Annotated in this window: 22 protein-coding genes and 1 tRNA gene; 19 read left to right on the forward strand and 4 right to left on the reverse strand. The window is 47.1% G+C overall.

Annotation, left to right across the window (positions count from 1 at the left end; all coding sequences use genetic code 11):
* Position 1 precedes the first annotated feature (1 nt).
* Positions 2-77, forward strand: a tRNA-Glu gene (locus BM607_RS13360).
* A gap of 592 nt (positions 78-669) precedes the next feature.
* Here BM607_RS13360 and BM607_RS13365 read toward each other — a convergent pair.
* Positions 670-2,499, reverse strand: coding sequence for an ABC transporter ATP-binding protein (locus BM607_RS13365; RefSeq protein ID WP_071939598.1), 1,830 nt, complete (start codon positions 2,497-2,499; stop codon positions 670-672).
* 172 nt (positions 2,500-2,671) lie between these two features.
* Between BM607_RS13365 and BM607_RS13370 the strand changes: the two genes are divergently transcribed.
* From BM607_RS13370 to BM607_RS13400, 7 genes are all read left to right on the forward strand, one after another.
* Positions 2,672-4,369, forward strand: coding sequence for an Ada metal-binding domain-containing protein (locus tag BM607_RS13370; protein WP_071939597.1), 1,698 nt, complete (start codon positions 2,672-2,674; stop codon positions 4,367-4,369).
* A gap of 117 nt (positions 4,370-4,486) precedes the next feature.
* The gene (locus BM607_RS13375; protein ID WP_071939596.1) at positions 4,487-5,044 is read left to right on the forward strand and encodes a methylated-DNA--[protein]-cysteine S-methyltransferase; all 558 of its coding nucleotides are present in this window, start codon (positions 4,487-4,489) and stop codon (positions 5,042-5,044) included.
* A 47-nt stretch (positions 5,045-5,091) separates the two neighbouring features.
* On the forward strand, positions 5,092-6,375 hold the full coding sequence (locus BM607_RS13380; RefSeq protein WP_071939595.1) for a DEAD/DEAH box helicase: 1,284 nt from the start codon (positions 5,092-5,094) through the stop codon (positions 6,373-6,375).
* A gap of 72 nt (positions 6,376-6,447) precedes the next feature.
* Positions 6,448-6,918: a dual specificity protein phosphatase family protein gene (locus tag BM607_RS13385; protein ID WP_006082288.1), complete on the forward strand. Its 471-nt coding sequence runs from the start codon at positions 6,448-6,450 to the stop codon at positions 6,916-6,918.
* Positions 6,919-7,058: 140 nt separating this feature from the next.
* Complete coding sequence (locus BM607_RS13390) at positions 7,059-7,955, forward strand: chemotaxis protein CheV (RefSeq protein WP_011847213.1); 897 nt, start codon at positions 7,059-7,061, stop codon at positions 7,953-7,955.
* 174 nt (positions 7,956-8,129) lie between these two features.
* The gene (sstT, locus tag BM607_RS13395; RefSeq protein WP_006082286.1) at positions 8,130-9,356 is read left to right on the forward strand and encodes a serine/threonine transporter SstT; all 1,227 of its coding nucleotides are present in this window, start codon (positions 8,130-8,132) and stop codon (positions 9,354-9,356) included.
* A 75-nt stretch (positions 9,357-9,431) separates the two neighbouring features.
* A complete protein-coding gene (locus BM607_RS13400) occupies positions 9,432-9,956 on the forward strand; it encodes a CIA30 family protein (RefSeq protein WP_071939594.1) in 525 nt (174 codons plus the stop codon).
* Positions 9,957-10,145: 189 nt separating this feature from the next.
* Here the strand turns inward: BM607_RS13400 and BM607_RS13405 are convergent, their stop codons facing one another.
* Positions 10,146-11,525: a Gfo/Idh/MocA family oxidoreductase gene (locus BM607_RS13405; RefSeq protein WP_071939593.1), complete on the reverse strand. Its 1,380-nt coding sequence runs from the start codon at positions 11,523-11,525 to the stop codon at positions 10,146-10,148.
* Between the two features lie 351 nt (positions 11,526-11,876).
* Between BM607_RS13405 and BM607_RS13410 the strand changes: the two genes are divergently transcribed.
* A complete protein-coding gene (locus BM607_RS13410) occupies positions 11,877-12,317 on the forward strand; it encodes a hypothetical protein (protein WP_071939592.1) in 441 nt (146 codons plus the stop codon).
* A 98-nt stretch (positions 12,318-12,415) separates the two neighbouring features.
* Here BM607_RS13410 and BM607_RS13415 read toward each other — a convergent pair whose 3' ends face one another.
* On the reverse strand, positions 12,416-13,087 hold the full coding sequence (locus BM607_RS13415) for a pseudouridine synthase (RefSeq protein WP_012587302.1): 672 nt from the start codon (positions 13,085-13,087) through the stop codon (positions 12,416-12,418).
* 69 nt (positions 13,088-13,156) lie between these two features.
* Complete coding sequence (locus BM607_RS13420) at positions 13,157-13,786, reverse strand: acyl carrier protein phosphodiesterase (RefSeq protein WP_071939591.1); 630 nt, start codon at positions 13,784-13,786, stop codon at positions 13,157-13,159.
* Positions 13,787-13,996: 210 nt separating this feature from the next.
* Between BM607_RS13420 and BM607_RS13425 the strand changes: the two genes are divergently transcribed.
* From BM607_RS13425 to BM607_RS13470, 10 genes are all read left to right on the forward strand, one after another.
* Positions 13,997-14,206, forward strand: a complete 210-nt coding sequence (locus BM607_RS13425) for a hypothetical protein (RefSeq protein ID WP_063884734.1) — start codon at positions 13,997-13,999, stop codon at positions 14,204-14,206.
* Between the two features lie 63 nt (positions 14,207-14,269).
* Positions 14,270-15,307 carry a tRNA preQ1(34) S-adenosylmethionine ribosyltransferase-isomerase QueA gene (gene queA / locus BM607_RS13430; RefSeq protein ID WP_071939590.1) on the forward strand — a complete coding sequence of 346 codons (1,038 nt, stop codon included), beginning with the start codon at positions 14,270-14,272 and terminating at the stop codon, positions 15,305-15,307.
* Between the two features lie 162 nt (positions 15,308-15,469).
* Positions 15,470-16,594: a tRNA guanosine(34) transglycosylase Tgt gene (gene tgt, locus BM607_RS13435; protein ID WP_006082277.1), complete on the forward strand. Its 1,125-nt coding sequence runs from the start codon at positions 15,470-15,472 to the stop codon at positions 16,592-16,594.
* A gap of 26 nt (positions 16,595-16,620) precedes the next feature.
* Entirely contained in the window at positions 16,621-16,953 is a 333-nt protein-coding gene (yajC, locus tag BM607_RS13440; protein ID WP_006082276.1) for a preprotein translocase subunit YajC, read from the forward strand.
* A gap of 17 nt (positions 16,954-16,970) precedes the next feature.
* Entirely contained in the window at positions 16,971-18,821 is a 1,851-nt protein-coding gene (gene secD, locus BM607_RS13445) for a protein translocase subunit SecD (RefSeq protein ID WP_011847205.1), read from the forward strand.
* Between the two features lie 12 nt (positions 18,822-18,833).
* Entirely contained in the window at positions 18,834-19,781 is a 948-nt protein-coding gene (secF, locus tag BM607_RS13450; RefSeq protein ID WP_071939589.1) for a protein translocase subunit SecF, read from the forward strand.
* Between the two features lie 234 nt (positions 19,782-20,015).
* A complete protein-coding gene (locus BM607_RS13455; RefSeq protein WP_006082273.1) occupies positions 20,016-20,333 on the forward strand; it encodes a DUF2007 domain-containing protein in 318 nt (105 codons plus the stop codon).
* A 128-nt stretch (positions 20,334-20,461) separates the two neighbouring features.
* Positions 20,462-20,821 (forward strand): rhodanese-like domain-containing protein, encoded by a 360-nt coding sequence (locus BM607_RS13460; protein ID WP_071939588.1) that lies wholly within the window; start codon positions 20,462-20,464, stop codon positions 20,819-20,821.
* 19 nt (positions 20,822-20,840) lie between these two features.
* Positions 20,841-21,752: a bifunctional precorrin-2 dehydrogenase/sirohydrochlorin ferrochelatase gene (locus BM607_RS13465; RefSeq protein WP_087486528.1), complete on the forward strand. Its 912-nt coding sequence runs from the start codon at positions 20,841-20,843 to the stop codon at positions 21,750-21,752.
* Positions 21,753-21,911: 159 nt separating this feature from the next.
* Complete coding sequence (locus BM607_RS13470; RefSeq protein ID WP_006085495.1) at positions 21,912-22,457, forward strand: YaeQ family protein; 546 nt, start codon at positions 21,912-21,914, stop codon at positions 22,455-22,457.
* The last annotated feature ends 5 nt before the right edge of the window (positions 22,458-22,462 follow it).

Here is a 22,462-nt window from a genome sequence, read left to right on the forward strand (position 1 = left end):
GGTCCCCTTCGTCTAGAGGCCTAGGACACCGCCCTTTCACGGCGGTAACAGGGGTTCGAATCCCCTAGGGGATACCAATTTTAATCAAGGTTTATCGAAACTTTGGTTAAAGACAATAAACCACCTAAAGGTGGTTTTTTTGTGTCTGAATTTTGAATATTAAATCGAGATATCCCCGATTCATTTACGAGTCATACGCCTCGAGTTATTTGCCTAAGCCGAATTTACCCACCAATCAAACCATCCACATTAAGATAAATAATGCTTCGAGAGGCATACTTAGTGTGGTGAAGTCATTCTGTCCAATTGTGTGATAAGAATTATTTAAGTGTTTTCCTGCTTAACCTTGCGTTAACCCATAGCTAAAACTTACCTTTCGGATTATTCAGTGTGTTGGCACTTTGAATGCTGCTACTTTCAATACTGATAAGTTGAACCGTTAATCGCGATTTATCTCATGCTTCCAATAGCTCAACGAGCGCAATTTGAAGTGAGCCGTTCTTACGGTAGCTATTGTAATAGCTGAATAGCGTATCGTTGCGGTGAATATGAGGGCGAGTGTAAGAGTGAAGCCTTGCGGGAAGAGGGCAGAATTAGGCGGAGACTTATTTGAGATAAAAAAGGCGACACTCATTGCTAAGTGTCGCCTTTCGTCATTTAACTTTTAATTTAGTCTACGCCTAAGAATCCACCGGTTTGGTGTGCCCATAGCTGGGCATAAATGCCGCCAGCAGCAATGAGTTCTTGATGCGTGCCTTGTTCGACGACTCGGCCTTGATCTAACACTATTAGCCTGTCCATTGCTGCAATGGTCGAAAGTCGATGAGCGATTGCAATTACTGTTTTACCTTGCATTAACTCATATAAACTTTCTTGAATGGCGGCTTCGACTTCAGAATCCAGCGCTGAAGTGGCTTCATCAAGCAGCAAAATCGGCGCATTTTTTAATAAAACCCGCGCGATAGCGATCCGCTGTCTTTGGCCACCAGAAAGTTTTACACCACGTTCACCCACTTGGGCATCTAAGCCATGATTACCGTGAGGGTCACTTAGATCCTTAATAAAGTCATAGGCTTGAGCTTGTTTAATGGCGCTATCGAGCTGTTCTTCGCTGGCCGTTGGATTGCCGTAAAGAATATTCTCGCGGATAGTACGGTGCAACAGTGATGTATCTTGGGTCACCATGCCGATTTGCGAGCGCAGTGAATCCTGCATAACCGTCTTAATGTCTTGATCGTCAATATTAATCTGACCTTTTTCGACATCGTAGAATCGCATTAATAGATTCACTAAGGTCGACTTACCCGCGCCAGAACGCCCAACTAAGCCAACTTTTTCACCTGCCTTAATATTCAGATTCAGATCTTCAATCACCCCAGTCTGCTCGCCGTAATGGAAACACACTTGCTTGAAATCAATCTTGCCATGGTTGACGACCAGCGCCTTGGCGTCTGGCTCATCTTGGATGATCGTTGTTTTCGATAAGGTGTTCATCCCATCGGTGACAGTGCCGATATTTTCAAATAACGAACTGATTTCCCACATGATCCACTGTGACATGCCGTTTAAACGCAGTGCTAAACTGACCGCAATGGCAATGGCGCCGATAGTAATCGCGCTGTCAGTCCATAGAGCAATCGCTACCGCGGCAATGCTGAAGGCGAGCATATAGTTGATGATTTGCACGCTGACGCTGATGCCCGTGACTAAGCGCATCTGGCGATAAACCGTGTCTAAAAATATCCGCATACTGGATTTGGCGTATTCGGCTTCTTTTTGCGTGTGGGCGAATAGCTTCACTGTGGTGATGTTGGTATAGCTGTCGACGATACGGCCTGTCATGGTTGAGCGCGCATCGGCTTGCTCGGTAGAGACACTTTTCAGCTTAGGCACAAAGTACCATTGCAGCCCAACATACAGTGCAAGCCACACTAGCATAGGTATCACCAAGCGCAGGTCGGCGCTGGCGATCATCACTAACATAGAAGTGAAATACACCAAAATGTATACCAATACATCGAGCAACTTCATCACAGTTTCGCGCACGGCTAAGGACGTTTGCATCACTTTCGTGGCGATTCGGCCGGCAAAATCATCTTGATAAAATGACACACTTTGCTTTAGCAAATAGCGGTGCGCGAGCCAACGGATCGACATAGGATAATTGCCGAGCAAGGTTTGATGCATGATAAGCGCATGCAGTAATACCAAGATTGGCATCACAATCAGCACCATGCCCCCCATCAGCATTAAGGTCATGCCTTCGTCTTGAAATAAGGTTTCGGGATTTTTTTTCACAAGCCAATCCACTAATTGGCCCATAAATCCGAACAGCGACACTTCAAGCATCGCCAACAAAGCGGTTAGCACTGACATTAAGATCAGCGGCAGTTCGTAGCCTTTAGTGTAGTGGCGGCAAAAAGCATAAACCCCTGTGGGTGGCTTAGTCGGTTCATCATCGGGGAGGGCTTCAACCCAAGATTCAAATCGTTTAAACATGAATTAACTCTATGGTGAGATAAAAAATAGTCGCGTATAGCATATAGGATTTCATTCCCTAAAAGCATTGAAATGATTGAGTTCCGTTTTCCGCTAGTGCTACATGCTAGTTTTACGTAAAGTAATGAACAAGAAATTAATTGTGAGCGAATATTGTCGGGCGTAGTGAAAAATGAGTACAGATATAGCGTCTGAGAGTGCGATTAAGCGTGATGAAATAGACTCAGTGCATTCACTGGAGTCAAGTGCTGGGCTACTTTCTGCGTCTATTTGCCGTGAGGCGAGGATGAGCCGCGATCCGCGTTTTGATGGTAAGTTTTTTGTGGGCGTATTAACGACGGGCATTTATTGCCGTACCGTGTGTCCTGCCGTCGCGCCAAAAGAGCAGAATGTGCGTTATTTTGATTCGGCCGTGAAAGCCGCACAAGCTGGATTACGCCCGTGTTTGCGTTGTCGGCCCGACAGTGCGCCAGGTTCAAATCCGTGGAAAGGCACTGGCACAACGTTGGCGAGGGCCATTAGTTTAATTGAAGCGGGTGCATTAGCGGGGAAATCATCGGGAGAGCCAGCGTCGACTGTGACACAATTGGCTGACAGATTAGGGATCAGTAGTCGTTATCTCAATAAGCTCTTTACCGAAGGTTTTGGCACTTCGCCTAAACAATATGCCTTATACCGGCAGTTACTGTTTGCAAAACAACTGCTACATCAAACCCAATTACCTATCACCCAAGTCGCGTTGGCGGCGGGTTTCAACAGTATTCGCCGTTTCAATGAGGCATTTAAGCAAACCTTACAATTGACGCCAACGCAATTAAGAAAGACCGCGTTAACCAAGGCGGCAAAGGAGCAGGATATTGATTCATCAACAGGATTCGGTGAAATTGATACTTTGGGTGAATTTGTGCCGCACTATGGATTAACCCTATATCAATACTATCGACCCCCATTGGATTGGGCATCGCAGCTGGCATTTTATCGCTTACGTGCAGTGACAGGAATGGAGTGGTTCACGCCGCAAGTCAGTCATCCACAAGCGAGTGATGCAGTTCAAATTGCAGATGAGACCAATGTTTCAGCAGAAGCCAAAGCTGACGATAACGGGCTCGAATATGGTCGCTGTTTTGCCATCGGCAAGATGCGCGGCACAGTGCAAATTATCCATGAGCCTAAGCTGAATCGCTTCAAACTTGCGATTGCTTTGACCGAAGATTCCTCCGTCGATGAGCTGCAATTGCTGGTCACTGAGGTGCGACGCATTTTAGATCTCGATGCGGATATGCAGCAGATTGAGCAAGGTTTAAGTACGCTGCCGAGTTTAGGTTTAATGCCGTTTTCGGGATTGCGCATTCCTGGCGCAGGATCTTTGTTTGAAGCGGTTTGCCGCGCGATCTTGGGTCAGCAAGTGACGGTCGTGCAGGCGACTAAGCTACTGAATATATTGGTTGAAGCCTATGGCGAGCGCTTTAGTCTCAATGGCCGCGAGTATCGATTATTCCCAACACCCGAGGCGATTCGTGAGGCGAGTTTAACTGAGCTTAAAATGCCGGGCGCCCGTAAATTAGCCCTCAATGCGCTCGCGGCGTTTATCTGCGAACATCCTGAGGCAAGTGTCGATGATTGGCTCAGCGTTAAAGGCATAGGTCCTTGGACGATAGCGTATGCCAAGCTTCGTGGCTTGGGCGATCCAAACGTGTTTTTGCATTCGGATTTGATTGTTAAAAAGCATTTATTGGCCTTATATATCAAGAACAATAGGTTGGATGAAACGGCCGCTGCGGCAGTGAGCTATCCCCAATTGTGCGAGCAGCTGAGTCAACAAATTGCCCCGTGGGGCAGTTACTTAACCTTTCAGCTCTGGCACCAATAACCATCAAGCCGACTCACATTTAACGGCCAGTTTAAAAAGATGAGTTCGCCGTTAAGTTAAGAGCCAATTTAACGACTCAATTAAGAACCAAATTAAGATAAAACGAAGAGACAGATTATGAAACATGCGATTCGTCAATTGAGCCAAGCGCCAAGCATTGCAGAATATCAACCCTGCGCCGTGGATACGTTTATCAGTCCAGTTGGAATATTGCAGTTAAATGCCAATGCCTATGGACTGAGTCATTTAACGGTTGTCGGCTCGGATCGCACTGAGATTGCGCTTGCCAAGGCGAGTGAGGATGCCCTCAATCAAGCCATGGCGCATATTCGTGAAACTCAGGCGCAGCTCGCGAATTACTTTGCAGGTGAGCGGGTTGAATTTGATTTAAAGCTCGCGCCCAAGGGCACTGAATTTCAGCGCGACGTATGGCAAGCTTTGCTCAATCTAGATTACGGTCAGAGCTGCAGTTATGGGCAGATTGCCGAGCAAATCGGTCGGCCTAAGGCAGTGCGCGCCGTGGGCGCGGCCAATGGTGCCAATCCAATTGCGATTATCGTGCCTTGCCATAGAGTGATAGGCAAAAATGGCAAGTTAACGGGTTACGCCTACGGGCTTGCGATGAAACAGCAGTTGTTAACGCTGGAAACTGACAAGCACTGCCTCGATATTTAAGCTAGAATAGCCGCCTATTAAGATATTGGTGAGCAGTTAAACTTTCTATGACTCAGGCTTCTTCCTCTGCGGCAAGCTTTGCCCAACTCGGCATTATTGCACCTTTGCTAAATCGACTAACCGAATTAGCGTATGTTTCGCCCACACCAGTACAGGCGGCGACGATTCCCGCTGTGCTCGCTGGGCGGGATGTGTTAGCCGGCGCCAATACGGGCTCGGGTAAAACGGCAGCCTTTGCCGTGCCGCTGTTACAGCAACTTGTTGAAGCAAAAACAGACGATAAGACAGGCGCTTATGTTCGTTGTTTGGTCTTAGTACCCACCCGTGAATTAGCCCAGCAAGTCGCAGACAGCTTTTTGTCCTATGCTTCGCATTTGAATGGCAAGCTAAAAATCGTTGCCGCGTTTGGCGGTGTGTCAGTCAATGCGCAAATGCAGAGCCTACGCGCAGGTGCTGACGTATTAGTGGCAACGCCGGGTCGTTTGTTAGATCTGTTGTCCAGCAATGCCATCAAACTTAACCGCGTTAGTGCCTTAGTGCTCGATGAAGCTGACCGTATGTTAAGCCTTGGTTTTACAGAAGAATTAGCCCAAGTGCTTGATGCGTTGCCCGCCAAGAAACAAACCTTATTATTCTCAGCGACATTCCCTGAAGAAGTCCGCGAATTAACGGCAAAACTGCTGAATGATCCGCTTGAATACCAATTTCAAAGTGAACAAGAAAGCACGATTCATCAGCGGGTGATTACCGTCAATCGTCCGATGAAAACCGCATTATTGGCGCATCTGATTAAAGAACATCAGTGGTCACAGGCGTTGATTTTTGTGAGTGCCAAAAATACCTGTAATCATTTAGCGCAAAAGTTATCTAAACGTGGGATCAGTGCCGAAGTCTTCCATGGCGATAAAGCCCAAGGTGCGCGTACGCGGGTGCTCGATGGGTTTAAAAATGGTGAGATCAGTGTGTTAATCGCCACTGACATTGCCGCCCGTGGTATCGATATCGATAAACTGCCTGTGGTGATCAACTTTGATTTACCAAGAAGCCCTGCGGATTATATGCATCGCATTGGCCGTAGTGGCCGCGCCAGTGAAGCAGGCTTAGCCGTGACCTTGATTTCCCATGAGGATTATCACCACTTTGGCGTGATAGAGAAAAAGAACAAGCTTAAGTTAGTGCGTGAGCAAATTGTCGGTTTTGAAGCCGATGACGAAATACCAGCCGAACTGTTAGAACAAGCGAAACCTGTCGCCAAGCCCGAAGGTACGGGTAAAAAAAAACGTAAACAGTTACCACCTGCCAATGCTGAATTTTGGGGTAAAAAATCTTAAGTCGTTGGAAACAAGCTATTCTTAGCTTATCTCTGACGTCCCTTGTCATCTCACTTGTCGTAGGTAAGGTTTATGCAACACTTATTCTGGTTAGTTGAAGGTAAAGTCGCAGGGCGCAGTGGTCCCAATAAAGATCCTTGGGATTTGCAGGCGCTTAAAGAGGCCGGTATTGGTGCCATCCTGTCGGTCAATGGGGGCGAAGGCTGTGAGCCTAGCACCTTTAAAAAGCTCGATTTACGTTACGAATGTATTCCCTTTTCGCGCAATGTGCCGCCCCAAGATGGTGATGTGGCGATTTGTGTCGCTCAATTGCCCAAGGCATTAGCCTTTATTCAGCAGTGTGAAGCCGATGGATTACCTGTGGTGATCCATTGTCGCTCGGGTAAGGATCGCACCAGTCTCATCATGGCTTATTACTTGATGGTCAATGGTGCTGCGCCATTACACGCTGTCAGCCAAGTTCGCAGTATTCGCGATATCGCCTTTACAGCCGATGGCTGGGATCAATTCGCCTTTGACGTTTTGTACGCATTACAAGACTAAGCCTTTTTTAGGCGACTTAGAGTCGAACCTATTCATTAATAGGCATAATAGTTTCATTCGTTTGACCTTAGTCATCAAATTTTTACTGTGTTAAGGTTAAGCTATCCGCAGGTTGGTTTTAGTGAGTTATCTATCTAATTATGAAAAGTAAGGCAAGTCAGTCACAGGGATTACTACTGTTTCGGTTATCACAGACTCAAGTGTTTGCCTTAGGCACGTTGAAAGTGCGTGAGCTGGTGCCGTACACTCGTCTCAGTAAAATTCCTCAATCTCATCCGACGATTCTGGGGGCTTCAACTATCCGCGGCCATACGATTCCTATCATAGATATGGCGGCGGCGATTGGTTATCGGCCGATTGCCCCAGAAGAGCGGGAAAAGTGCTACATCATCATCACGGATTGTCAGCGGATGATCATTGGTTTCTTAGTGCGTGGTATCGATAAGATTATCGAATGCAACTGGCGTGATATTGAAGCACCATCGTCTAGTTTGGGTAAAAATGCCTATTTGACCGGCGTGACACGTTTCGAGGACCAACTGGTACAGTTACTCGACGTTGAACTGTTATTGTCGAAAATCTTCCCCGATAATCCAAAGGCGAATCGGGCTATTTTGACCGACGTACAACGTGAAAAACTCAAACCTATGAATATTCTTTTAGTGGATGATTCTAAGGTGGCACGTAAGCAGTTATCCGACGCCCTTGATATGATTAACATTCCTTATCGAGTCACGGCAGACGGTAAAGAAGCGCTAGTGATGATGGAGCAAGCGGCACTGGAACATCACCCGATAGATATTCTGGTGAGTGATATCGAGATGCCGGGACTGGATGGTTACGAACTGGCTTTTGAAGTGCGTGATAATCCACTGACTGCCAAGGCCTACATTATTTTGCACACTTCTTTATCCAGCGAAATTAGCGTGAGTCAGGCCCATCAAGTAGGGGCGAATGAAGCACTGACTAAGTTCGATGCCCACGAGTTAATCGACGCCATGTTACGGGGCGCCGATCTCGCCTTAGACAAGCGCTAATCTGGCGCTTGTTAGTTTTTTGTATGCTTTTTGCGGGGCTAGGGTAATTTAGTTAGCTTATTTCCCCGCAAAACTAGACAAGTCCAGTCACATCCTATAAAAACCTTATTGGCCTCATTTCCGAAGGTGCGCGTTGGGGATCTCAACCGAAATATAATAACGATAGGTTAAACCATGAAACAAGAATCATCATTGTTAGCTAAGTTGGCTAATGGCAGTCTAGTAATACAAATCTTTTTGGGGATAATCGCTGGTGTGGTCTTAGCCAGTTTTTCACCGAGTAGCGCGAAAGATATCGCCTTCTTAGGCAGTTTATTCGTTGGGGCATTGAAAGCGATCGCTCCCATCCTAGTATTTATCTTAGTGGCGTCATCGATTGCCAACCAAAAGAAGAATACCCAAACCAATATGCGTCCCATTGTGGTGCTGTACTTATTCGGCACTTTTGCGGCCGCATTAACCGCAGTGCTCCTGAGTTCAATTTTCCCGACTAATTTAGTCTTAGTTGCCGGCGTGGAAGGCACCAGCCCACCACAGGGCATAGGTGAAGTCATCCATACCTTGTTATTCAAACTGGTTGATAATCCGGTGAATGCGTTAATGACGGGCAACTATATTGGTATTCTCGCTTGGGGTGTGGGCTTAGGTTTAGCCTTACATCACGCTACCGATTCGACTAAGCAAGTGTTTGCCGATATGAGCCACGGTATTTCACAAATGGTGCGCTTTATTATCCGTTTAGCGCCTATCGGTATTTTTGGTCTCGTTGCGGCGACATTTGCCGAAACCGGTTTTGCGGCGATTGCAGGCTATGCCCAGTTATTGGCCGTGCTATTAGGTGCGATGGCTATTATTGCTTTAGTCGTTAATCCATTGATTGTGTACGTGAAGATTAAACGTAATCCGTATCCGCTGGTATTTCAATGCTTGCGTGAAAGTGGTGTGACGGCGTTTTTTACTCGCTCGAGCGCGGCAAACATTCCGGTGAATATGGCGCTGTGTGAAAAGTTAAAGCTGCATGAAGACACTTATTCCGTTTCTATTCCCTTAGGTGCCACCATCAACATGGGCGGCGCGGCGATCACTATTACCGTATTGACCTTAGCTGCGGCGCATACCTTAGGCATTCAAGTCGATTTACTGACCGCATTGTTACTGAGTGTTGTTGCTGCTGTTTCAGCTTGCGGCGCATCGGGTGTGGCGGGTGGTTCATTATTATTGATCCCACTGGCTTGTAGCTTGTTTGGTATTTCTAACGATGTTGCCATGCAAGTGGTTGCTGTTGGCTTTATTATTGGTGTGGTTCAAGATGCAGCCGAAACTGCACTAAACAGCTCAACTGACGTTATCTTTACTGCTGCCGCTTGTGAAGCCGCTGAGAATAAAGCTAAACTGAGTTAACGAGTGCTGTTATTCGTATCGAAAAGTATTATGGAAGCAGTCACTTAGGTGGCTGCTTTTTTTATGGGAGTCGTTATGATCTTTTTTGATTTTAGCGTGCTAGATGCTGCAAAGCCCTGGTATGGAATAAATGACACTGTGATGGGCGGTTTGTCCCGCAGTAAAATGACGGTTTCACCTTTAGGTTATGGTGAGTTTAGTGGCCATGTGTCGCTGGCAAATGGCGGCGGGTTTGCCTCAGTGCGTTGTGAGTTTAGCCCCATAGATGTCATTGAATTTACTGGGATTTACCTCGAACTTGATGGCGACCGAACTAAAGACTATAAAGTGAATTTAAAGGATGTCGACACACCGCAAAGTACGGTATATCAAGCGCCTATGCCCACGCCAACTCACCAAACCTTTGGTGTGAGTAGTGCCAGAGTATTGAATTGGCAGCGGATTGAAATTCCCTTCAGTGATTTCAAACCCCAATGTCGGGGTAAACCCATTTCCCGTCCGAATATAGTATTGAGTCAGTTGTGCAGCTTAGGGTTAGTGATTGGCGCCCAGCAAAGTGGCGACTTTTCATTGAAAATCAGAGAAATCGGCTACTACTAGCGCTTGTAGTGAGTTTCTTATGGTGAATTTATTGTCGCGAGTTTCTTACCGCTAAGAGCCTATGGCAGATGGCTTGTTGCTAATGGCGCGGGTGATCTCAAGGCTTAATTGAATAAGAAAAAGGATAAGGCCGAGGCACTTATCCTTATGGTTGCGGTGTCAAATAGTGAACTTGGCGAAAGCCGCTGCTTAAGCGCCGATAATCCCTAATGGTTTGGCGGTTTGCCATGCGCCGCGAGTAAAATCAGGGAAAGTGACTGAGTTACTGCGGTCATTAAGTGAATGTTCACTTAAGATATTCACCACCGACCAAGACGCGCCATCGTACACATCCTGATCTAAAGCTTCACCATTGCGTAGGCAATAAATCATGCGCCATAGCATCACAAAGTCCATGCCGCCGTGGCCGCCGTTAATTTCAGCCTCTTTTCCTATGCGCTGCCACAGTGGGTGATCGTATTTGTCGTACCACTTTTGCATGTCCCTATCCCACTCGTGGTAACTTTGACCAAAGCCACCATTTTCGACGGCGATCCGATTCGGGAAGCCGGCAAACACGCCATTCGTCCCTTGGATCAAATTGTGGCGACTGTAAGGTCTTGGGGTCGTCGTGTCATGCTGGACCATGATGGTTCGGCCCTTAACGGTTTTAATCAGGCTGGTATTGATATCCCCATTGATGTACTTGAGCTGATTACGCTCATGATCGGCGGGAAATTCACGTTTAGCATAGAGCGCACGGCCAAGGGCAGGGGAACTCATCGAGGTAAGATAATCAAATCGGTCACCGCGGTTAATGTTCATATACTGGGACACAGGCCCTAAACCGTGGGTTGGGTATAAGTTGCCGTTACGTTTGGTATGCCAGTAAGTCCGCCATGAGCCTGTCTTATGGTCGATTTCCTTCATCTGCCAGCGTAGTTCGTGGATATAAGCGGCTTCGCCGTGGAGTAGCTCACCAAACACGCCTTGGCGCACCATGTTGAGCACCATCAGTTCTTCGCGGCCGTAGTTGACGTTCTCCATCATCATGCAGTTTTTCTGAGTGCGCTCAGCGGTATCGACAACTTGCCAGCACTCCTCAACCGTGAGCGCCATTGGCACCTCAACAAAGGCATGTTTGCCGCTCTCCATGGTTTCGATTGCCATAGGCGCGTGCCATTCCCACGGGGTCGAAATAATCACAATATCGATATCATCGCGGCTCAGCAAATCGCGATAGCTCAGGTCATTACCGGTATAGACAGTGGGTTTTGGCCGATTCTGTTTAACGATATGATCTACGGCTCTGTCGAGTACCGCTTGATGGGTATCACAAATGGCTTTGAGTTCAACGCCTTCTAAATGACAGAATTGCTCGACATGGCTAAACCCCCGCTCGCCAACACCGATAAAGCCGACTCGAACCACGTCCATCTTAGGTGCTATGAGTCCGATAACAGATTTACCGGCTTGCGGTTTAGGGGCGACGCTACTGGCGTAGGCATTGAGAGCAATATTGGCAGTAACGAGTCCTGCGGTGGCGGCACCTGCGGCCTTAAGAAAATTACGACGATGAATGTTATACATAGCGCTTCCTGCTTTATTTTTGTTTTGTAGGGATATTGAAATATCACTTGGTCTTATTTGTACGGTAATTCACTTATGGGTTATATCAGAAACCCCATTTAAATTGGCAATAAAAGATGTAACAAGCTCATTCAGCTCGCTAGATAAGTCTTTTAGCTGCCTTTACTTTAGCGATAAGTAAATAGTGATAAAGATCGCGTTTTTATTTGTAGATTGAGCTACACTGCCGATTAATTAGCCAAAGGTATTTATCTTTTATATTTTAAACATTTAGCAAATTTAAATTAACCATAAAGTTACATTTGACGGGCGGTTTGAAGTAATTTGCTGCAGTGGGGAGTAAAGCGTTAAATGGGTTCTATGCTTAATGTACTACCACAACTGACATTCACTTTAGGTGATTGGGTATTGCATAAGGATATCAGGATGTCTGGGATTGAAAAACGCCGTCGCCTTCATTGGCGGGAGACAGATATGCAAAATCGTGAAATTATAGGTCGTTGGTTAGATGGGCGTCCTTTATTGGGTGATAAAATTACCCTCTATAAAGAAGACGAAAAATATTTTTTAGAAACTTGGTTTAGCGATGGCTGCCATAGTTTAGATGAAGTCTATATGTCGCAAATCGCAGAAGGCCATAAGCTAGAAGATGTTGGCGGTAATTTCTTTGGTGAATTCTTTATTGTGACACAGTCGCAGCAATTACAATTTTGTAATGAGCAGGGCTGTTATTTCCAAGCGGAACAATTAGCCGCCGATGCCGATTTTGCTCAAGGCATGCGCGTCGCTTAAAAGGCTACAGTCGAATCCGTAAATAACTAAGGTCGCATTTTAGCTCAGTGCTAAGTCGCGACCTTTTGCTTTTATGGGATTGCAGCCATTGGATTGAGTTATTCGCTAAAGGGATGTTTACTGCTAAAAAAGAGCGGTTTAGCCGAATACGGATGAGTCAGACTTAAGCTTTGTGCATGTAAGCATAAACGCGGTTTGGCTTTGATAACCTCGGCATCACCGTAAAACTCATCGCCTAAAATCGCATGCCCTAGGGCAAGCATATGCACACGCAATTGATGGGTGCGGCCTGTTTCTGGCGAAAGCTCGACTAAGGTGCTGTTTTCTCTGCGTTCTAGTACACGGTAGTAGGTGAGTGCGCTTTTACCGCCAGTCTCTCCTGCCTGTAGCGTCTTTTGATAGGGTGGATGCTCTGTGTCTGGCGCAATCGCGAGGTCAATCATGCCCTGTTCCTGCGGCACATGTCCCATCACTTCGGCAATATAGACTTTCTTACTCTGCCTATCTTGAAACTGCGTTTTTAAATGCGACTCGGCTTTTTTATTACGGGCGAACACCATAATGCCCGAGGTTGCGCAGTCGAGCCGATGCACTAAAATCGTTTCTGGATAAAGGGTTTGTAAGCGGGTTAACGCGCAATCGAAGGTGTGAGCCGCTCGACCCGGATTCGACAATAAGCCTGAAGGTTTATTGATGATAATCAGATCTCTATCTTTATAGCGTATGTCTAACCAAGGAACTGCTGGGGGCTGGTAATCAAATATCTGCATTTTGTCCTCATTTTTGCGCGGCCATACTAGCAAAATTTACGCAGGCACACAGCATAATCTCATGCTCGCTTATTGCGAGAGGGGGGAGGGCAAATATTCTGCAGGCGTCTTACGGCTCCAAATACGGGTATAAGCCATCAGCTGCGGATAAAAAGTGCGGAACGCGGTTTCGATTTCTATCTGCATTTTATTGACGACTTTGTGGGCATCTTTAAACAGTGCGGCTTGCGGATGCTGTTTTGCCACTTGTGCCAAGGCGTGTTGTAAGCCTTTTTCCGTGGTATAGCTGCCAAGCCAATCGGCGCTGCGCATTGTGGGCAAGAGTTTAGCAAGTGCCTCAGGATGGTATGGGTCTACACCTTGGGCGGCGAAAGTATCTAACGCGTCATAGGCCTTGCTGCTGAATTCATCCAAGGGTTGGTTATGATATTCTTCCCAATAATAAGCTAAATAGTGATCGAAACTCACGGCCATGAGTTCTGCTGCTATGCTTTTTAAGGGCGCAGGGAAAGCTTCCATTAATTCAATCGTGAGTTCGTGGCTAGCGCAGAGGGTATTAATCTCTTGGTTTAGCCATAACGCTTGGCGTAACTCAGCTGGAGCTTGTGTAATTGGCGCTTGAATATAGTTACCCGCCACATTGGCGGCAAGGTGTGTTTTACTGATGTCGGCGAGATGTAAGTGTGTAAGAAAGTTCATTATTTTGCGCTTGGTTAACCACGTCGGTTCACGGTATCATGCACAAGCGCGCTTAGGAAAGCGCGGAAGCCAAAAATGCAGTATTTTTTCACTTTTTATTGATTACGAGTGTTTATTCATTACGAATAATCCTCGTCAGCGTTAACGCTGTTCTAGCCATCAATATGAAAGAAAGTGAAATAAAATCAATAACCTTTTTTAGGATCATGGATGATGTGGAACTGGTTCACCAAAATGCTTGGTAGAGACGAGCAGCCGAAGCGCAAAAAAGTGCTGGTAGAAATCCCCTTTGAACAACACCGCTTTAGCATGGATGATTTCAGCCGTTCGCGGCTTAAATTCGATGCCGAAGACAATCTGCCCCAAGATGGCGTCAATCCTGTGGATCCTGAGCAAGAAGTGGACGCTGGCAATAAGTAATCTTGATATTCTTGGCCTCTAACCATAGACTAGCCGCCGTTCTAAGCTACCTAGAGGCCTATCATGCGCGTTGCAGACTTTTCTTTTGATCTCCCCGATGAGCTGATCGCTCGTTATCCTATGGCGCAGCGTAATGCATCACGTCTGTTAACCATAGACGGCAATTCTGGCGCGTTAGGCGACAAACAGTTTACCGATCTGCTGGGGATGATTAATCCCGGCGATTTAATGGTGTTTAACAATACCCGAGTGATCCCCGCGCGTATGTTTGGCCAAAAGGCCAGCGGCGGTAAGTTAGAAATCTTAGTTGAGCGAATGCTCGATGATAAGCGCATCCTTGCCCATGTTCGCAGCTCTAAATCCCCTAAAGTCGATTCGTTCATTCTGCTCGATGGTGGCTATCAAATGAAGATGGTCGCCCGTCACGATACTTTGTTTGAACTTGAGCTGTTATCCGAGTTGACCATTCTAGAGGTGCTCGAAGCCGTAGGGCACATGCCGTTACCGCCTTATATCGATAGACCCGATGAAGATGCTGACAAAGAGCGCTATCAAACTGTGTATAACCAAAACCCAGGCGCCGTTGCCGCGCCAACGGCGGGGTTACATTTTGACGATGCCATGCTCGATGCATTAAAAGCCAAGGGTGTGAATATCGCGTTTGTGACTTTGCATGTGGGCGCGGGAACGTTTCAACCGGTGCGTGTTGATACCATTCTTGAGCACAAGATGCATTCTGAGTGGGCCAATGTGCCGCAGAATGTGGTCGATTTAATCGCGCAAACCAAAGCGGCGGGTAAACGCGTCGTGGCTGTTGGTACAACATCTGTACGTTCCTTAGAAAGTGCGGCGCGCGCTAGTCAAGGTGAACTCAAAGCCTTTAGCGGCGATACCGATATCTTTATTTATCCCGGCTATCAATTCCAAGTGGTCGATGCCATGGTGACGAACTTCCACCTCCCTGAATCGACCCTCATCATGTTAGTCAGTGCATTTGCGGGTTTTGATCATGTTATGGCGGCGTATCAACATGCTATCGCGCAGAAATATCGCTTCTTTAGCTATGGCGATGCCATGTTTGTGACGAAAAAAGCCCACTAGACCAAGATTTTGTTTTAAAATAGCCGCCCAAAGTGAGTATGGGCGGCAACTTTTTTTCGTCAAAAGGTTGAACCTTTTAACGCTGTCCCCATCTCTATTGTTAATCAAAATGGCATTAGCCATTAAAAATGTAGTCAGACTGTTTATCTGGCGAGGTGAATTATGAAATTTGAATTAGATACTACCGACGGCCGTGCGCGCCGTGGTCGGTTGATTTTTGACCGTGGCACAGTAGAAACCCCTGCATTTATGCCTGTGGGAACCTACGGCACAGTTAAAGGTATGACGCCAGAGGAAGTACGTGCCACAGGCGCGGACATTCTGCTCGGTAACACTTTCCATTTATGGTTGCGCCCAGGCGAAGAAATCATGCGTAAGCACGGTGACTTGCATGATTTTATGAACTGGCAGCGTCCGATTTTAACTGACTCGGGTGGTTTCCAAGTATTCAGTCTTGGCGATATCCGTAAGATCACCGAAGAAGGTGTGCATTTCCGTTCGCCAATCAATGGCGAGAAAATCTTCTTAGATCCTGAAAAATCAATGCAAATCCAAGATGCATTGGGCAGTGATGTGGTGATGATTTTTGACGAATGTACGCCATATCCCGCAACTGAAGACGAAGCACGTAAGTCAATGCAGATGTCTCTGCGTTGGGCGAGACGTTCACGTGATGAATTTGACCGTCTAGAGAACCCTAACTCTCTGTTCGGTATTATTCAGGGCGGTGTGTATGAAGATTTACGCGACGAAAGCTTAAAAGGCTTAGTCGATATTGGTTTTGACGGTTATGCCGTCGGTGGTTTGGCCGTAGGTGAGCCTAAAGCGGATATGCATCGCATTCTTGAGCATATTTGCCCGCAAATTCCTGCAGACAAACCTCGCTATCTGATGGGGGTCGGTAAACCAGAAGATTTAGTTGAAGGTGTACGTCGTGGTGTTGACATGTTTGACTGTGTGATGCCAACCCGTAATGCCCGCAACGGTCATCTGTTTACGAGTGAAGGTGTGATCAAAATACGCAATGCGCGTCATAGAGATGACACGTCACCACTTGATACTAAGTGTGATTGTTATACCTGTAAAAATTATTCACGGGCGTACCTTTACCACTTAGATCGTTGTAATGAGATTCTGGGTGCGCGTTTAAACACCATTCACAACTTGAGATACTATCAAATGTTAATGGAAGGTTTGCGCGGTGCGATTGAGACGGGTACATTAGACGCCTTTGTGGCGGACTTCTATACCAGTCAAGGTCGCGAAGTACCAGAGTTAGTCGATTGATTTTTTGCTAATAAGAAGAGAAAACTATGTTTATTTCAAATGCATACGCAAGCGCTGCCGGCGCACCACAAGGTGGCGGCACGATGGAATTGATTTTCATGCTGGCAATTTTCGGCCTGATTTTCTATTTCATGATTTTCCGTCCGCAATCAAAACGCGTTAAAGAGCACAAAAACCTGATGTCATCAATCAGCAAAGGCGACGAAGTGCTGACCAGTGGCGGGATTTTAGGCAAGATTGCAAAAATCAGCGACGAAAGCGATTACGTGTTACTGAGCTTAAACGACACGACTCAAATCACGATCAAAAAAGACTATATTGCAGCTGTATTGCCTAAGGGCTCTATCCAGTCGTTGTAAGCCAAGAGGGCTCAGGCGTGTTAAATAAATACCCAATGTGGAAAAACATTATGGTGATGCTCGTCATCGCCATAGGTTGTTTCTATGCCGTACCGAACCTTTTTGGTGAAGATCACGCGGTGCAAGTGGTGGCGACTCGAGGTGCTGAAGTCACGGCATCAACCCAAGCCAGTGTGAACGAGCTGTTAGCCAGTAAGGGCATTGCGGTAAAGCGCTCTGAGCTTGAAAAAGGTCAGTTGTTGGTCCGTGTGCAAAATGCGGATCAACAGCTACTGGCGAAAGAATTAATTGCTGACAGCTTAGGTGACAAGTTCACTGTGGCGCTCAACTTAGCCCCAGCGACGCCTAAATGGCTCGAGTCAATGGGCGGCAGCCCAATGAAACTCGGTCTCGACCTTCGCGGCGGTGTGCATTTCTTAATGGAAGTGGACATGGGCGAAGCGATTCGCAAGATGGAAGAGGCTAAAGTTGCCGATTTCCGTTCACAATTACGCGAAGAGAAAATTCGTTATGCTGGTATTCGTAGCAATACCACAGGTATCGAAATCAAGTTCCGTGATGCTGAAAGTCTCGCGAGTGCAGAGCGTTTCCTTAAGTCTCGCAGTAAAGATATGGTGTTCACTGATGCTAGCCGTGGCGAAGATTTTGCCCTGCAAGCTGTGATGAGTGACGTGTACCTTAAGCAGATTAAAGAAGAAGCACTGCAACAAAACATTACTACCATTCGTAACCGTGTAAACGAGTTAGGTGTGGCTGAGCCTGTAGTACAACGTCAAGGCGCCGAGCGCATTATCGTTGAGCTGCCAGGTGTGCAAGATACGGCTCGCGCCAAGGAAATCTTAGGTGCAACCGCATCGATTGAATTCCACATGGTCGATGACAAAGCTGATCCTAATGCTGCGCAATCAGGCCGTTTACCAGCGGGTTCTGAAGTGTACCAGCGCCGTGAAGGTGGCACTGTGATATTGAAGAAAGAAGTTATGTTGACCGGTGATCATATCACGGGCGCACAACCTAGCTTTGACCAGTACAGTCGTCCACAGGTTAGCATCAACCTTGATGCGAAAGGCGGCACCATTTTCTCTGACGTGACCAAAGACAACATAGGCAAGCCTATGGCGACATTGTTCATCGAATATAAAGACAGTGGTGAGCGCAATGCCGACGGCAGCGTTAAGATGCAGAAAATCCAAGAAGTGATTTCTGTTGCGACCATTCAAGCGCGTTTAGGCCGTAACTTTGTGATCACTGGCTTAAGCCATGGTGAAGCACAAAACCTCGCGCTATTACTGCGTGCTGGTGCCTTGATTGCCCCAGTGTCAATTGTTGAAGAACGTACCATTGGTCCAAGCTTAGGTGCTGAAAACATTCAAAACGGTGTGCAAGCTATGGTCTGGGGTATGGCAGTTGTCTTACTCTTTATGCTGGTTTACTACCGTGGTTTTGGTCTTATCGCCAACATAGCGTTAACCGCAAACTTAGTCATGGTGGTGGGCGTAATGTCTATGATCCCTGGCGCAGTGTTAACCCTACCGGGTATTGCCGGTATGGTGTTGACTGTGGGTATGGCGGTTGACGGTAACGTGCTGATCTATGAGCGTATCCGTGAAGAATTACGTGCGGGCCGTAGCGTCCAGCAGGCCATCCATGAAGGTTATGGCAACGCATTCTCCACCATCGCCGATGCGAACATCACCACTTTCCTAACGGCGCTGATTCTATTTGCCGTAGGTACGGGCGCTGTTAAAGGCTTCGCGGTGACCTTGATGATAGGTATTGCGACTTCCATGTTTACCGCAATCGTGGGTACTCGCTCAATCGTTAACGCGATTTGGGGTGGTAAGCGCGTGAAGACTCTGTCTATCTAAGGGGAAGTGACAATGCTTGAAATTTTATCTTTAAAACATACGGTAAACTTCCTCCGTCATGCACTGCCTATCAGTATTATGTCGGCTGTATTGGTGCTGGGCTCGCTGGTTTCGCTCGCGACCAATGGCATCAACTGGGGTCTTGATTTCACTGGCGGCACCGTCGTTGAAATGGAGTTCACTAATCCGGTCGATTTAAACGCCCTGCGGGTGCAACTGACGACGCCTGATTCTGAAGGCGCCATTGTGCAAAACTTCGGTTCTAGCCGTGACGTATTAGTACGTTTACAGGTGAAAGAAGGCGTAAAGAGTGACGTGCAAGTTAAGTCTGTCATGGAAGCTGCGCAGAAAGTTGATCCACAAGTTCAGCAGAAGCGTGTTGAGTTCGTTGGCCCACAAGTGGGTAAAGAACTGGCTGAGCAAGGCGCTTTAGCGGTATTAGTCGCGCTTATCTGTATCATGATCTATGTGTCATTCCGTTTTGAATGGCGCCTAGCATTTGGTTCAGTGGCAGCACTGGCGCACGACGTGATCGTGACTTTAGGTGTGTTTTCGGTATTCCAATTGGAATTCGACTTGACCGTTCTGGCGGGTCTATTGACGGTTGTGGGTTACTCACTCAACGATACTATCGTGGTATTTGACCGTATCCGTGAAAACTTCCTTAAGATGCGTAAAAGCGACCCTGAAGAAGTGGTTAACGTTTCCATTACTCAAACCATGAGCCGTACAATCATCACTACAGGTACAACCTTAGTGGTGGTCGTGGCCTTGTTCCTTAAGGGCGGCACTATGATCCATGGCTTTGCGACTGCATTGCTGATGGGTATTTTTGTGGGTACTTATTCTTCTATCTATGTGGCGAGTTTCTTGGCCATTAAACTGGGTATCAATCGTGAACACATGATGCCAGTTGAGATTGAGAAAGAAGGCGCAGACCAACCTCCTATGATGCCTTAAAGGTTACATTCGCGTTAAAAAGCCACCGACGAGGTGGCTTTTTTTTACCTCAGTTTTGAGATAGATCTGACATTCTGCTAGCAAACTCACAAAGTTATAGTCAGTTATGCTGTAAAAATGGAATGTTATTTAAATTAACAACTGGTGTAAAAATCAGCGCTCGACAGGCTCGGCTATTTAGCAGTAGGATGTCGGCAACCCATATTCCAGAGAGTTGTAGCCGTAGGATGTCGCATGGAAGAACGTAAAGTGTTAGTTGCTGGTGGTAATTTATTGCAAGCCCACACATGGAAAGGTTTATTAGAGGCCTGTGGTATTCATGTTGAGCTCAGAGGTGAAGCGCTATTGGGCGGGATTGGTGAGCTTCCGACAGGGATGCAAAACGTCGAGTTGTGGGTGGGCGAGTCCCAACATGCGTCGGCGCAAGTGCAGCTGAATGCGCTGGATGTCGAAAGCCCACAATGGCAATGTGTGCAGTGCCATGAAACCAATGAAGGCAGTTTTGAGTTGTGCTGGCAATGCAGCTCTGAGCGCAGTGAAAGTCACAATTAGCCTTGGATAGGCAATCACCTTTGCTTTGTGCTGTGGCTGAAAGATTGCGTCTACTGGATGAGAAGATTACACTTTGCTGATAAGCTGACATTCATCATGTCATTCAATATCTTATCTAGGAGTCAGTGATGTCGCATCCCAGTGCTTTTTCCGCCCTTGTTGACGCAATTCTGCCTAACATCACCGAAGTGACCATTGAAGCCTATCAGGCCGATGATAGCTGGCATCTTGTGGATGTGCGTGAGGATCGCGAGTGGCTGCAGGATCATTTACCCCAAGCAAAACATCTAAGTCGGGGTATTTTAGAGCGTGATATCGAAGCACGTTTCCCCGATAAGCATACCCCCATATTACTCTATTGCGCAGGTGGTGCGCGCTCAGCCTTGGCGGCCCATAATCTGCAACTCATGGGTTACACCCGCGTTGCCTCTTTGATTGGTGGCTATAAGGGCTGGGTACAGCGTCAACTGCCAGTCGTGCAGGATTAAGCGTTCAGGATCTCATCTAATGCAATATTTCCCCTTGTTTGTCGATACGGTTAACTTAAATGTCTTGCTGGTGGGGGCGGGTGATGTGGCGAGCCGTAAGCTGGCGCTGCTGACACGTACCGAAGCCAGTATTCACGTGATAGCCCCTGAGGTGAATTCTGAAGTGCAGCGTTATGCCGATACGGGTCGTATTCTGCTATCCCAGCGTGAAGTGGTCCACGCCGATATTCAAAATTATGATTTGGTGTACTTAGCCACGGCAAACGACAGTCTTAATGCCGAATTAGCGACTCTAGCCACCGCGCGCGGTATTTGGGTTAATGCCGTTGATAATCCAGCTTTTTGTCGCTTTATTACGCCTTCGATTGTCGATAGAGGCCGTTTAGTGGTCGCGATCAGCACTGCGGGCGCGGCACCGGTATTTGCACGCACGATTCGCTCGCGCTTAGAATCCAGCCTACCGCAATCACTCAAGCCTTTATTCGACTTTGTCGCCGATAGACGCGTCGAAGTGCAAGACAAGCTCGATTCAACCTCGAAACGTCGCTTATTTTGGGAACGTTTTTTCGATACCAATGGCGACCGTTTCGATAGTCGTACCGCCGAGCATTACCATAATGCGTTTAATCATTTAGTTAGCCGCGGCGAAATCCTTTTGCTGGATGATTCAGCCTCTGTGGACTTACTGCCGCTCGCTGCCATGCCGTTACTGCAGCGCCTCGATTGGATCTATAGCCAAGGGGAGTTGAGCGACGAATTGGCAGAATTAGTTCGCCGAGATGCTAATCGTGGTGAGTTACCCGCACTCAGTGAATTGAGCCAGCAGTACGAGCAGGGCACTCGGATGTTGCTGGTGGCCGATACGCAAAAAATCAGTCTGTTGAAGGCGCATTTCCCGATGGCTAAGCATTTACGACCCGGTGCGATTTAACCTCTTATCGATTCAGCCTTCTGTCCGATTGCACTTTCTGTTCGATTTGATGGACGTATCTTATTGTTCGTTTGAGCTAATGCCGAGTCTCAGGTAGACTCGGCAGCCTTATTTTAGGATTTCGCTGTTTCAGGATTTCACTCTGCATTTAGGATGACTATGGCCCTCAAAGCGACCGTGTTTAAGGTCAATTTACAGATAGCCGATATGGATCGGAATTATTACCAAGACCATCAATTGACGCTTGCCCAGCATCCTTCCGAAACCGATGGCCGCATGATGGTGCGTTTACTGGCGTTTATTGTGAATGCCAGCGAAACCTTAAGTTTCAGTAAAGGTTTGTGCGTCGATGATGAGCCCGAGTTGTGGGACAAAACCTTATCAGGCGAAATTGATCTGTGGGTTGAGTTTGGTCAGGCCGATGAGAAATGGCTGCGAAAGGCCAGTGGCCGCGCCAAAGTCGTGCAGTTATTTACCTATGGTGGCCGCAGTGTACCCATTTGGTGGAAACAGAATCAGCAGGCGTTAGAGCGTTACCAGAATTTAACCGTGTGGAATATTGCCGAAGAGTCGGTCACGGCGATGGAAGCCTTTGTTGGGCGCAATATGGCATTGCAGGTTTCTATCAGCGAAGGCCAAATTTGGCTATCGGATAATGAGACCAGCGTGTTGATCGAACCTGAAATCCTCAAAGATATTGCATAACATGT

It is taken from the genome of Shewanella sp. SACH, from assembly GCF_001887095.2.
Taxonomy (GTDB): Bacteria; Pseudomonadota; Gammaproteobacteria; order Enterobacterales; family Shewanellaceae; genus Shewanella; species Shewanella baltica.